This window comes from Komagataeibacter saccharivorans (assembly GCF_004348195.1).
Lineage (GTDB): Bacteria > Pseudomonadota > Alphaproteobacteria > Acetobacterales > Acetobacteraceae > Komagataeibacter > Komagataeibacter saccharivorans.
Genome location: NZ_CP036404.1, coordinates 2,036,431 through 2,049,749 on the forward strand (window position 1 = coordinate 2,036,431; position 13,319 = coordinate 2,049,749).

The 13,319-nt window shown below is 64.1% G+C and carries 10 protein-coding genes; 7 read left to right on the top strand and 3 right to left on the bottom strand.

Annotation, left to right across the window (positions count from 1 at the left end):
* Positions 1-27 precede the first annotated feature (27 nt).
* From shc to KSAC_RS09345, 4 genes are all read left to right on the top strand, one after another.
* The gene (gene shc, locus KSAC_RS09330) at positions 28-2,070 is read left to right on the top strand and encodes a squalene--hopene cyclase (RefSeq protein WP_132305181.1); all 2,043 of its coding nucleotides are present in this window, start codon (positions 28-30) and stop codon (positions 2,068-2,070) included.
* A gap of 20 nt (positions 2,071-2,090) precedes the next feature.
* On the top strand, positions 2,091-2,771 hold the full coding sequence (locus tag KSAC_RS09335; RefSeq protein WP_118962682.1) for a phosphorylase family protein: 681 nt from the start codon (positions 2,091-2,093) through the stop codon (positions 2,769-2,771).
* A gap of 301 nt (positions 2,772-3,072) precedes the next feature.
* Positions 3,073-4,287 carry an acetate/propionate family kinase gene (locus KSAC_RS09340; RefSeq protein WP_132305183.1) on the top strand — a complete coding sequence of 405 codons (1,215 nt, stop codon included), beginning with the start codon at positions 3,073-3,075 and terminating at the stop codon, positions 4,285-4,287.
* A 42-nt stretch (positions 4,288-4,329) separates the two neighbouring features.
* Entirely contained in the window at positions 4,330-6,699 is a 2,370-nt protein-coding gene (locus tag KSAC_RS09345; protein WP_132305185.1) for a phosphoketolase family protein, read from the top strand.
* A 124-nt stretch (positions 6,700-6,823) separates the two neighbouring features.
* On the opposite strand, the gene KSAC_RS09350 is transcribed toward KSAC_RS09345, so the two are convergent.
* Positions 6,824-8,098 (bottom strand): L,D-transpeptidase, encoded by a 1,275-nt coding sequence (locus KSAC_RS09350; protein ID WP_243705177.1) that lies wholly within the window; start codon positions 8,096-8,098, stop codon positions 6,824-6,826.
* A gap of 228 nt (positions 8,099-8,326) precedes the next feature.
* Between KSAC_RS09350 and rfbB the strand changes: the two genes are divergently transcribed.
* Both rfbB and rfbA read left to right on the top strand, forming a co-directional pair.
* The gene (rfbB, locus tag KSAC_RS09355; RefSeq protein ID WP_110546848.1) at positions 8,327-9,382 is read left to right on the top strand and encodes a dTDP-glucose 4,6-dehydratase; all 1,056 of its coding nucleotides are present in this window, start codon (positions 8,327-8,329) and stop codon (positions 9,380-9,382) included.
* Entirely contained in the window at positions 9,382-10,287 is a 906-nt protein-coding gene (rfbA, locus tag KSAC_RS09360; RefSeq protein ID WP_118963582.1) for a glucose-1-phosphate thymidylyltransferase RfbA, read from the top strand. Before rfbB ends, rfbA begins: the two co-directional genes overlap by 1 nt.
* A 30-nt stretch (positions 10,288-10,317) precedes the next feature.
* Here rfbA and KSAC_RS09365 read toward each other — a convergent pair whose 3' ends face one another.
* Together KSAC_RS09365 and gmk are read right to left on the bottom strand one after the other, a co-directional pair.
* Positions 10,318-11,550 (bottom strand): multidrug effflux MFS transporter, encoded by a 1,233-nt coding sequence (locus tag KSAC_RS09365; protein WP_132305187.1) that lies wholly within the window; start codon positions 11,548-11,550, stop codon positions 10,318-10,320.
* A gap of 145 nt (positions 11,551-11,695) precedes the next feature.
* Positions 11,696-12,358: a guanylate kinase gene (gmk, locus tag KSAC_RS09370; protein ID WP_102325271.1), complete on the bottom strand. Its 663-nt coding sequence runs from the start codon at positions 12,356-12,358 to the stop codon at positions 11,696-11,698.
* A 93-nt stretch (positions 12,359-12,451) separates the two neighbouring features.
* On the opposite strand from gmk, the gene KSAC_RS09375 reads away from it, so the two are divergent.
* Positions 12,452-13,288, top strand: coding sequence for an SDR family NAD(P)-dependent oxidoreductase (locus KSAC_RS09375; protein WP_165927308.1), 837 nt, complete (start codon positions 12,452-12,454; stop codon positions 13,286-13,288).
* The last annotated feature ends 31 nt before the right edge of the window (positions 13,289-13,319 follow it).

Below are 13,319 nucleotides of genomic sequence, written 5' to 3' on the forward strand. Positions count from 1 at the left end.
CCGTCATGACACGGGGAACGTGGAATAATGGCCAAGAGAACCGAGACAATCACCGCTCCCCGCAAGAAGACGCCCGCGTCCACCCGCTCCCGCGCGGCAGGACCGGCCCGCACGCCGCGTCCGGCAACGGATGCCCCGCTGGACCGGGACGAACTGGATCAGGCCGTAACCCGCGCCCATGGTGCGCTGGGCCGGCGGCAGGCCGATGACGGGCACTGGGTCTTCGACCTTGAAGCCGACGCCACCATCCCGGCCGAATACGTGCTGCTGGAACACTATCTGGACCGGATCAATCCGGAGCTGGAACAGCGCATCGGTGTCTATCTGCGTCGCATCCAGGGCGATCATGGCGGATGGCCGCTCTATCAGGACGGCAAGTTCGACCTGTCGGCTTCGGTCAAGGCCTATTTCGCGCTGAAGGCGCTTGGCGACAGCGTCAACGCGCCGCACATGGTGCGCGCCCGTCAGGCGATCCTTGATCATGGCGGCGCGGAACGGACCAACGTGTTCACCCGCATCCAGCTTGCCCTGTTTGGCGAAGTGCCGTGGGAAGCGGCCCCCGCCATGCCGGTGGAAATCATGCTGCTGCCGCGCACGGCCCTGTTTTCCGTATGGAACATGTCCTACTGGTCGCGCACGGTGATCGCGCCCCTGCTGGTGCTGGCCGCCCTGCGTCCCATCGCGATCAATCCGCGCGACATCCATGTGCAGGAACTGTTCGTCACGCCCCCGCGCAAGGTTCGTGACTGGATTCGCGGGCCGTACCGTTCCGTATGGGGCCGTGTGTTCAAGTATGTGGACGTGGTGCTGCGTCCCGTCGAACGCATGATCCCCGAAAAGACACGCCGCAAGGCCATCAGGGCCGCCGTGGACTTCATCGAACCCCGCCTGAACGGCGAGGACGGGCTTGGGGCCATCTACCCCGCCATGGCCAATACCGTCATGATGTTCCGCGCGCTGGGCATTCCCGACAGCGACCCGCGGGCGAAGACCGCATGGGACGCGGTGCAGCGCCTGCTGGTCAATCAGGGCGACGAAACCTACTGCCAGCCCTGCGTGTCCCCCATCTGGGATACCGGCCTTGCCGGCCATGCCATGATCGAGGCCGCATCCGGCCCCAACGGCATCGCCCCGGAAAAGACGAAGGAAAAACTGGCCGCCGCCAGCAAGTGGCTGCGTGAACGCCAGATTCTGGACGTAAAGGGCGACTGGGCCGTCAACTGCCCGGACCTGCGCCCCGGTGGCTGGGCCTTCCAGTATGCCAACGATTATTACCCCGATGTGGATGACACCGCCGTTGTCGGCATGCTGCTGCACCGTGAGGGCGACCCCGCCAATACGGAAGCCATCGAGCGCGCCCGCGAATGGATCATCGGCATGCAGAGTATGAATGGCGGCTGGGGCGCGTTCGATATCGACAACAACCTCGATCTGCTCAACCATATTCCCTTTGCCGATCACGGGGCGCTGCTTGATCCGCCGACGGCGGATGTGACGGCGCGCTGCATTTCCTTCCTCGCCCAGCTTGGCCACCCGGAGGACCAGCCGGTCATTGACCGGGGCATCGCCTACCTGCGGGATGAACAGGAAAAGGACGGTTCGTGGTTCGGCCGCTGGGGCACCAATTACATCTACGGCACGTGGTCCGTCCTGTGCGCGCTGAACGCGGCGCAGATCGCGCATGATGACCCGATGATCATCCGCGCGACCGACTGGCTGCGCAGTCACCAGCGCGCCGATGGTGGCTGGGGCGAGGACTGCGCCAGCTACGAAGGGGCCGCACCGGGCGAATACAAGGAAAGCCTGCCATCACAGACCGCATGGGCCGTTCTGGGCATGATGGCGGCGGGCCTGCGTGACGACCCGGCGGTAAGCCGTGGCATCGCCTTCCTGGGCCGCACGCAGGGCGAGGACGGCGAATGGGCGGAAGAACCCTATAACGCCGTCGGTTTCCCCAAGGTGTTCTATCTGCGCTACCACGGCTATCGCCAGTTCTTCCCGCTTATGGCGCTGTCGCGCTACCGCAATCTGGAAGTCAGCAATAGCGGCCGCGTCGGCTACGGCTTCTGAGCGCGGGGGGACCGATAGACATGCCCGATACTGTATCCGTGTCCCCCTTTTCCCGGCTCGGGATCGTGGTGGGAATGGAAGCGGAAGCCTCGCTGATCCGCCCCTTCCTGCCCGATGCGCGTTTCGGGCTGAGCGGCGCGACCCTGTCCGGCGCGCGGCAGGTGGTGCTGGACCTGCTGGAAAGTGGCGTTGACGCGCTGCTGTCCTTTGGTCTGGCGGCGGGGCTTGATCCGGCACTTGCCCCTGGCGCGGTTGTCATCCCGCAGAATGTGATGGTGAATGGTGAACGTCTGCCCGCCTCCCCTGCCCTGCTGTCATGGCTGGGGGCCGACCGGGCGGACGTGGTTGGCGGCGACCTGCTGCATAGCGACGTGATCGTCACCGCCGCGACGCGCAAGACCGCCCTGTTCCGCCAGACCGGCTGCGTGGCGCTGGATATGGAAAGTGGCGTGGTCGCGGAAATGGCCGCCGCGCGCAAGGTGCCCTTTGCCGTGATGCGCGTCGTGTGCGACCCGGCGGACCGCACCCTGCCGCCTGCCGCCGTCGTGGCCCTGCGTCCCGATGGCCGACTGGCCGTTGGCGCCCTTACGCGCAGCATCCTGTGCGATCCGTTGCAGATTCCAGCACTGATGCGCGTCGGTCGGGACGCGGGCCATGCCCGCAAGGCGGCACAGGCCGCACTGGCCCGGCGTTTTGGCTGATCCGGTCGCGTCCTGCGCCACGCGGATGTGATATGCGCACCCCCGCCGCCCGTGGGAGCATAGCGGGCAGCTATGAAGAAAGCAGGGGCAGAAATATTTTAACGCGCTGATTTAAAAATACTTTCTGACCATACGCCGCCTGATCCACCACTCCGGGCGTATGTGCTGAAGGGAAATCTGCCAGCACGCACCCTTCCTTGACGCTGCCCGCGATGCAGGCAATTGATTCGCATCAATGTCAGACACGCCATATCGGCGTGACATGGCGCAGGCCAGACAAAGACATTAAGGGGAGACAGGCATGACACGCGCTGTACTGGCGCTGAACGCAGGATCGTCCAGCCTGAAGTTTGCCCTGTTTTCCATAGAGAAGGGCGAGGGTGCCACAGCGCCCAGCCACCGCATTGCATCGGGCGAGCTGGAAGGCATCGGCACCCACCCCCATTTCATCGCCCATGATGCCAGCGGCCATACGCTGGTGGACGAACGCTGGGACCCCGCCACGACCGGACAGGCGGGCGACGATGCCCATCACGGCCCCATGGCCACCCTTATGGGCTGGGTCGGCAGGCAGCTTGGGGATGTAGATCTTATGGCGGTCGGCCACCGCGTCGTGCATGGCGGGCCGGAATTCATCGCCCCCGTGCGGATCACGCCCGACATACTGGACCGGCTCACGGCCCTGACCCCCTTCGCCCCCCTGCACCAGGCCGGCAGTCTGGCCCCGATCCGCGCCCTGCTGGCGCAGAAACCCGACCTGCCGCAGGTCGCGTGTTTTGATACCGGTTTCCATCACACCATGCCCGCCGTGGCGCAGGCGCAGGCCCTGCCCCGCGAATATGCAGCGCGCGGGGTGCGCCGGTACGGATTCCATGGGCTGTCCTATGAATATATCGCATCGGCCCTGCATGACTGCGCGCCCCGCCTGTCGGAAGGGCGGACCATTGTGGCCCATATCGGCAGTGGCGGCAGCCTGTGCGCCATGCGCGGCGGCCGCAGCGTGGATACGACCATGGGCTTTTCAGTGCTGGACGGGCTGGTGATGGGCACGCGCTGCGGCCATCTGGACCCCGGCGTGATCCTGTACATGCTGCGCGAGGAAGGGCTGGGCGCGGCGGAAATCGAGAATATTCTCTATCATCGCTCCGGCCTGCTGGGTGTTTCGGGCGTCTCTGCCGATATGCGCGACCTGCACGCACGTGCGGCGATCAGCCCGGAAGTGACGCAGGCGCTGGACCTGTTCACCTACCGCTTCGCCCAGGAAGCAGGCGCCATGATGGCCGCGCTGCAGGGACTGGACGGGCTGGTGTTCACCGCCGGCATCGGGGAAAATGACGCAGTTATCCGCGCTGCGATCTGCGCGCGGCTGGAATGGGCGGGTATCCGCCTTGATGCGCAGGCCAATGCCGCGCATCGGGACATCATCAGCACGCCCGACAGTGCTGTGGAGGTGCGGGTCATTCCCACCGATGAGGAAACAACAATCCGTCGGCATGTGCTGATGTGCCTGGCCTGAACGCAGGCCGCACAGGGATGGAATATCTCGGAAGGAACGCAAATGAGTGAAACTGCATCCGCGAACCCGCTGTCTACAGCGGATGTCGCGCTTTTCAACAAGTGGTGGCATGCAGCAAACTACCTCTCGATTGCCCAGATCTACCTGATGGCGAACCCGCTGCTGCGTGAACCGCTGAAGCTGGAACATACCAAGCCGCGCCTGCTCGGGCACTGGGGCACCACACCGGGGCTGAACTTCCTTTACCTGCACCTCAACCGCATCATCCGTGAACAGGACCGTAGCATCCTGTTCGTGGCGGGGCCGGGCCACGGGGCGCCGGGCGTGATCGCCAGCACCTATCTGGAAGGGACATACAGCGAGTATTTCCCCGCCGTGACGCAGGATGCGGACGGGCTGGCCAGACTGGTCAAGCAGTTCTCCTTCCCCGGCGGGATTCCCAGCCATGCGGCCCCCACCACGCCGGGTTCCATCCATGAAGGCGGCGAGCTGGGCTATTCCCTGTCCCATGCCTATGGCGCGGCGTTCGACAATCCCGATCTGGTCGTGGCCTGCGTCGTGGGCGATGGCGAAGCCGAAACCGGCCCGATGGCGACATCGTGGCACAGCAACAAGTTCCTTGACCCCAAAACCGATGGCGCGGTCCTGCCGATCCTGCACCTGAACGGTTACAAGATCGCCAACCCCACCGTGCTGGCCCGCATCCCGGCCGAAGAACTGCTGAGCCTGTTCCGTGGCTACGGCTATGAGCCGATCGTGGTGGAAGGTGACGATCCCGACACCATGCACCAGAAGATGGCCGTGGCGATGGATACGGCCTTTGCGAAAATCGCACAGATCCAGAAGGCCGCGCGTGAGCAGAACCAGACCGCGCGCCCGGTCTGGCCCATGATCATCATGCGCACGCCCAAGGGCTGGACCTGCCCCAAGACGGTGGACGGGCTGCGGGTCGAAGGGTACTGGCGCGCCCATCAGGTGCCCATTACCGACATGACCAATCCCGAGCACCTGAAGCTGCTCGACACTTGGCTGCATAGCTACAGGCCGGAAGAGCTGTTTGACGAAAACGGCACCCTGCTGCCTGAAATCGCGGCCCTTGCCCCCAGGGGCAACCGCCGGATGAGCGCCAACCCGCACGCCAATGGCGGCCTGCTGAGCCGTGACCTGCGCATGCCCGATGTTGCGGATTATGCCGTTACCGTATCCTCGCCGGGGCATGAACTGGGCGAAGGCACGCGCGTGCTGGGTAGCTGGCTGCGCGATGTGATGAAGGCGAATCTGGGTGCGCGCAATTTCCGCGTGCTGGCGCCGGATGAAAACAATTCCAACCGCCTGAACGCCGTGCTGGATGTCACCAACCGCGCATGGAACGCCGAGACCTTTGATTATGACGACCACCTGTCGGTGGACGGCCATGTCATGGAAATCCTGAGCGAGCATACCTGTCAGGGCTGGCTGGAAGGCTACCTGCTGACGGGCCGCCATGGCTTCCTGTCATGCTATGAGGCGTTCATCCACATCGTGGATTCCATGGTCAACCAGCACGCCAAGTGGATCAAGCAGGCGGATGAAGTGGCATGGCGCGCGCCGATCCCCTCACTCAACTACCTGCTGACATCGCATGTCTGGCGGCAGGACCATAACGGGTTCAGCCATCAGGACCCCGGCTTCATCGACCATGTGCTGAACAAGAAGGCCAAGACGGTACGGGTGTTCCTGCCGCCTGATGCCAACACCCTGCTGTGTGTGGCCAGAACCTGCCTTGAAAGCCGGGACCGCGTGAACGTGATCGTGGCGGGCAAGCAGCCCGAACCGCAGTGGCTGGATATGGATTCCGCCATCGACCATTGCGCCAAGGGCATCGGTATCTGGGAATGGGCCAGTAACGACAAGGACAGCGGACCCGATGTGGTCATGGCCTGCGCGGGTGACGTGCCGACCATGGAGACGCTGGCTGCGGTGCAGATCCTGAACCATCACGTGCCGGACCTGAAAATCCGCGTGGTCAACGTGGTGGACCTGCTGACCCTTGAATCACAGTCCCAGCACCCGGACGGGCTGGATGACTTCACCTTCGACAGCCTGTTCACCACGGACAAGCCGGTCATCTTCGCCTTCCACGGCTATCCGGCGCTGATTCACAAGCTGATCTACAAGCGGACCAATTGCCGTAACTTCCACGTGCATGGCTACCGTGAGGAAGGTTCCACCACCACGCCGTTCGACATGACCGTGCGCAATAACCTCGACCGGTTCCATCTGGTGCAGAACGTGATCCGCCGGGTGCCGGGTCTTGCATCCAAGGCGGCCTATGCCAACGAGGCGATCTGCGACAAGCTGAACGAACACCACCGCTACGTGGCGGAATATGGACAGGACCTGCCGGAAGTACGCAACTGGCGCTGGTCCTGAACCAGTCGCCGGTATCACTCCGGTCAGGAAAGGGGGGCAGCAATGCCCCCTTTTTTTATGGGAATTAAGAAGCCTTATTACCCCATGTGAACCCCTGATACGGCAGGCGCCACAATACCCGTATTCAGCCTGACCCGGCCTGCTGCTCCGGCGCAGATTCCTGCGGAGCGGGCGCAGGCGCGTCACCGGGCGACGGGGGTAGCGGCACGATGCGCATGGGCGGGCGCGGCGGTCTGTCATCCGGCGGGGAAGCCGGTCCGGGCGGCTGCACGACCGGCTGGGGCGTTACTACAGGTGGGGGCGGCGACACAGGGGCCGGTTGTGGCTGTTGCGCAGCCGGTAGCGGCGGCACCGGACGCGGCACAACAGGGGTCGGGGGCACGGCAGGCCGTTGCCCGGTGGGCGACGGCGGCGGGACATAGGCGACAGCGGGTTGCGGTCGGGACGGCAGTTGCGCGATGGGACGCGGCCCGGCTGACGGCGGTGCGGATGGAGATTGTGCTGCGGGGGATGGCTGGCCCGCTGTATTGGACGCGGCAAGGAACTGGGCAAAATCAGCCTGTATTTTCTGGGCCTGCGCCGGATCGGACAGGGGGGCCTGAGGATCGGACGTGTCGATCACGATCACCCGGTCCCCTTCCAGCGCTGTGGGGACATGTTCCGCGCCCAGCAGGGCGCGCACGCCACGCGCCTTCTGCGGGTCGGTCTGCGCGATCAGGTCAAGCTGGCGGTCCAGCAGGCCATGGCGGTCGATAAAACTGTTCACGCGCGCCGGGATACGGATGCACCCTTCCGAATCCGCCTGCCCCAGCCGGGATTCAAGGAAGGTCGGGTCCGTGGCATGCATCTCCAGCCGGACGACCGCCACGCTTCCCTTGCGCCGCCAGTCCTCTGTCGTCTGCCAGCCGAAATCCCATACCCGCATGCCCTTTTCGCCATTGCCGCGTATGCCGTGTTCGTTCTTGGTGCCCAGTGCGCGATACCCGTAAATCTGGCCATCATTGACGAAGATGCCTACCGGCGTGCGGAAATGTTCCTTCCGCCCCGGTCGGCCCGTGCTGACCGCCACCATGCCCAGCGGGGTCAGTTGATGGGCCGCCGTATCAGCCAGCACGAACCACATGAGCTGAACGGTGGGCGCACGGTCCACCACCAGCACGATTTCCGCATCCTGCGGCCAGCCATTGGCCTGATCCAGCACATCGACCGTCAGGGCCATGGCGCGCTGTGTCTGGCGCGGGCGCATCTGCCGGACACCAAGTTCGTGCTGCATGTCATGCTGGAGCATGCTGGCGGCATCGGGGACAGAGGTGGCCCCCGCACGGGCACCACCCTGCGTCATGAACAGGATGGTCAGGACCAGGAAACGCAACCGGATCAGGCGCATCGGAAACATCATGCAGGCAGGCTACCTTGGTCGGGGACGTGCAATAACCCTGTTATATCGTATTTGGTCATATGTTCGCAGCATGCTGACATTCCGTAAATCACATATCCCACCCGCGCGGCGCGCCGGACCGGCCCCACAGCCAGCCGCCCCGATCATGTAACGGGAAATACAGGGCGGATATTTGTGGGATCTTAATATTTTACCTGTCTGCTACGATTTTTAATGTGGTGGATTCCCATGCGCATCTTAATAACCGGCGGGTGCGGGTTTATCGGGTCGGCGGTCGTGCGCCATCTGATCAGACACACGCGCCATGAAATCCTGAATATCGACTGCCTGACCTATGCCGCCAGCCCGCATGCGGTGGAGGAAGCGACTTCTTCCTCCCGCTATCGCATGCGGCATTGCGACATATGCGATACGTCCGCCGTGCTGGCGGCATTTGAGGCCTTCCAGCCCGATGCGGTGATGCATCTGGCGGCCGAAAGCCATGTGGACCGTTCGATCGACAGCGCGCATGCCTTTGTCCAGACCAATGTGACGGGCACCTTTTCCATGCTGGAGGCCGCGCGCATCTACTGGCAGGCGCTGCCCCCCGTGCTGCGGGACAGTTTCCGCTTCCATCATGTCTCCACCGATGAGGTGTTCGGCATGCTTGGTCCGGACGATCCACCCTTTACCGAAACCACGCCCTACAGCCCCAGCAGCCCCTATTCCGCCAGCAAGGCGGCATCCGACCATCTGGTGCGGGCATGGCGGCATACTTACGGCCTGCCGACCTTCATTACGAACACCACCAATAATTACGGTCTCTGGCATTTCCCTGAAAAACTGGTGCCGCTGACGATAATCAACGCCATCGAGGGCCGCGCCCTGCCCATTTATGGCGCGGGCGACAATATCCGTGACTGGCTGTTCGTGGACGACCATGCACAGGCGCTGGTATGCGCCGTGGAACGGGGCCAGCCGGGCGAAACCTATGCCATAGGCAGCCGCCAGCCGCGCACCAACCTGCAGGTCGTCCGCACCATCTGCGACATTCTGGATGAACTGCGCCCCGACCCGATGGGAACGCATGCGCGGCTGATCGAACATGTTCAGGACAGGCCGGGCCACGATTTCCGGTATGAAATCGACCCATCCCATGCGGAACAGGCGCTGGGCTGGACGGCACGGCATGATTTTGAAAGCGGCATAAGGCTGACCGTGCGCTGGTATCTCGACCATGCGCCGTGGTGGCAGGCCATCCGTAACCGGCGCTATGGCGGCCAGCGGCTTGGACAGGTGGCATGATGCAGAATGGCGAAGGGCAGAAGCCTGCTACCAGGGGCATCCTGCTGGCAGGGGGATCGGGCACGCGCCTGCATCCCATGACGCTGGCGACCAGCAAGCAGTTGCTGCCGGTCTATGACAAGCCGATGATCTATTACCCGCTATCGACCCTGATGATGGCGGGTATCCGCGATATCATGATCATTTCCACGCCACAGGACCTGCCGCAGTTCCAGCGCCTGCTGGGGGATGGCGCGCAGTTCGGTGTCCGCTTCACCTACCGTATCCAGCCCGCGCCACAGGGCATTGCGCAGGCATTCCTGATCGCGGGTGACTGGCTGGCGGGGGCACCGTGCGCCCTGATACTGGGTGACAACCTGATTTTCGCCGATCACCTGCCCGCCATGCTGCGCACCGCGGCCCACCGGCCCGATGGGGCGACGGTTTTCGCCTATCAGGTGCGCGATCCCGAACGCTATGGGGTCGTGACGTTCGATCGCCATGGCCGGGCGCTGGACATTGTGGAAAAACCCGAACACCCCCCTTCCAACTGGGCTGTGACCGGCCTTTATTTCTACGATGGACGGGTGGGAGAGTTTGCCACCCGCCTACACCCCTCCGCACGCGGTGAACTGGAAATCACCGACCTCAACCGCCTGTATCTTGAAGACAGCACGCTGCATGTCGAACGGCTTGGGCGCGGCTGCGCATGGCTGGATGCGGGCCTGCCCGAAAGCCTGATGCTGGCGGGGTCATTCGTCCATACCGTGCAGTCGCGTCAGGGCATGCTGGTCGGATCGCCGGAGGAAACGGCCTTCCGCATGGGCTACATAAACGAAAGCCAGCTCCGCACGCTGGCCGGGCAGATGAAAAAGACCGAACTGGGGCGGACACTACGCGATATCGCGGACCGGCAGCCGGTCTGAGGGGGCGGGAAAACGCCCCTCCGCGCGCCCCTATTTCCGTCCGTGGGCGCGGCGGTCACAGGCGTGGCGCCAGATGTTGCACAGCCCCATGCAGGTTCCCCCGCCCATCACCACCACGGCCAGAGGCGCGGGGCTGTGGAATGGCACATGGCCCAGAATGAAGCCGCTGCCTGCGGCGAGGGAGAACTGGATCGTGCCCATCAGCGCCGACGCGCTGCCAATCTGGTGACCGTGATGGGTAAAGGCCATGACCGTTGCATTGGGTCCCACAAACCCCAGCGAAGCGGTAATGCACATGATCAGCACGCAGACCAGCAGCGGATGCACCGGACCCGCCACACCCGCCAGCGACAGGACAAGACAGGTCAGCGCGGCCAGCAGGCAGCCCACCACCCCCCGGTCCAGCAGGCGTGACAGCGACACGCGATGCACCAGCATGCCATTAAGCTGGGCCGTGGCGATGAACATGCCCGCATTGAGGCCAAAGAACGCCCCGAACTGACCGGGCGTGAAATGCAGCAGGTGTTCAAACACCATGGGTGCCGAGGTGATGTAGGCGAACATGATGAAGGACGAAAAACTGTTGATCAGCGCACTGGACATGAACACCGGCTCACGCACCAGCCCGGCGTAGCGGGCAATCATGCCGGTAGCGGAAAAGGTGATCCGTTTTTCCCGTGGCATGGTGTCGCCCAGTGTCGCCACCACCACCACCAGCGCCAGTACGCCGTACAAGACCGCAATCCAGAAAATCCAGCGCCAGTGCCCGACGGACAGCACCAGACTGCCCAGCGAGGGCGCCAGTATGGGCATGACGCCAAAAACCAGCATAAGCTGCGACATGATCCGCGCACAGGTCGCCCCGGTCGCCACGTCGCGCACGATGGCGCGTGGAATGACCGCGCAGGTCGCCCCACCCAGTGCCGCGATAAAACGGCACAGGCAGAACAGGTTGAATGACGTGACCTCCGCACAGCCAAGGGAGCCGACCGAAAACAGCACCAGCCCCCCCAGAAGCGGCATGCGGCGTCCCAGCCGGTCGGATATGGGACCAAGGCTGAACTGCCCGATCGCAAGCCCCGCGAACCACGCCGCCAGCGTGATCTGGCTGGCCCCGGCCTGGCCGCCCGCCAGTTCCTGATCCATGGCCGGAAAGGCGGGCAGGTACATATCCGTGGCAAGGGGCCCGATTGCCGTCAGCAGCCCCAGCAGGGCAATCATCCAGAATGGCAGGGCGGAATCGGACGGGCGAGGAGCAGGCATGATGATCCGGCAGGGAAATTAAAAAGGCATGCACGCGGCAGGCGGAAGCATATCCCCGCATTTCATGCCGCTTGTCCATCAATGCTATCGCATGAAACACATGCCAGCGGCGTAACACCCACGCCGTACCATGCAGCCTGCCGTGTCAGACCCCGAAACTGGCCACCAGATCCGTCAGTCCGATCTGGCGGTGACGTTGCAGCCGGGCGGCGACCAGCACGGCGCGGGCTTCCGCAATGGCCTGATCCAGTTCGGAATTGATGATGACATGGTCGAATTCGTTCCAGTGCGATATCTCGTCGCGCGCGGCCTGCATGCGGCGCGCGATCTCATCGGCCTCATCCGATGCGCGTCCGTTCAGGCGACGTTCCAGTTCCGCGATGGACGGGGGCAGGACGAACAGGCTGACCACATCAGCGGGCAATGCCGCACGGATCTGGCGGTGTCCCTGCCAGTCGATGTCGAACACCATGTCGCGCCCTTCCGCCAGGGCCTGTTCAACCGGCGCGCGCGGCGTGCCGTATCCCCGGCCGAATACGGTCGCCCATTCCAGCATCTCGCCTGCTTCCGCCATGCGGCTGAATTCTTCCATGGTGCGGAAGTGGTAATGGATTCCGTCACTTTCCCCCGGTCGGGGCTGGCGCGTGGTGACGGACACGGAATGCAGCAACTGGGGTTCGGACGCGCGCAGCGCATTGGCGATGGTGGACTTTCCCGCCCCGGACGGGGCTGAGATAACCAGACATACCCCCCTGCGCCGAACCGGAACCGCCGGGGTTGCACGGGGGGGGCTGAAGGTCTGGCTCATGCGGTTCTCCATAATTGGTGGCCGTACACAAATACCGGCCGGCTGCGCAAAGGGGGTAGCGCAGTTCTAACAGGGTGTATGTATTCTGCGAACATGAAACAGGAATCGATACTCATCACCGGCGCCTCCTCCGGTATCGGACGCGGCATCGCCCTGGCCCTTGCCCGGCCGGGCCGCAGGCTGCATCTGGGGGGGCGAAACCACGCCAACCTGCACGACGTGGCGGCACGCTGCATCGCACGCGGGGCGGATGCGCGCATCCGGGTGCAGGATGTGCGCGAACGCGCGGGCATGGATGACTGGATAACCGGCACGGGCACGCTTGACCTCGTTTTTGCCTGCGCGGGGATTACGGCATCCACCCGGGGCGGCGAGGAAGCCCCCTACGAACCGGATGACCAGATCCGGCGCATGTTCGCCACCAACGTGGACGGCGTGATCAATACGGTGCTTCCGGCGCTGCAGGTCATGCGCGCCCAGCCGCGCGGGAGCGATGGCGTGCGCGGGCGCATCTGCGCCATGTCATCCGTGGCGGGGCTTGTCTCGTTTCCCGGAACGCCGTCCTATTGCGCGTCCAAGGCGGCGGTGGACCGTTTCATGGTGGCGACGGGCGGCAACATGGCGCGGGCCGGTATCCTCCTGTCCAGCGTGTGCTGCGGTTTTGTCGCAACCCCCATGACCGCAGGGAACACTTTCCCCATGCCCGGCCTGACACAGACCGGCGATGCCGTGCGCGCCATCATATCCGGCGTGGCGGAGGGCAGGCGGCGCATCTTCTTCCCGTGGTGGCTGGCCGCGGGGTCGCGCTTCATGGACCTGCTGCCCATCAGGATTGCGGAATCCTACTATTTCCGTCAGGCGGCGGGACAGGCAGGCACCATGCCCGAAACCGGCCTGACACCCGAAGACGGGACAGCACCATCAGCATGAACGTGGACTGCATGAAGGTCAGGGTCGGTCA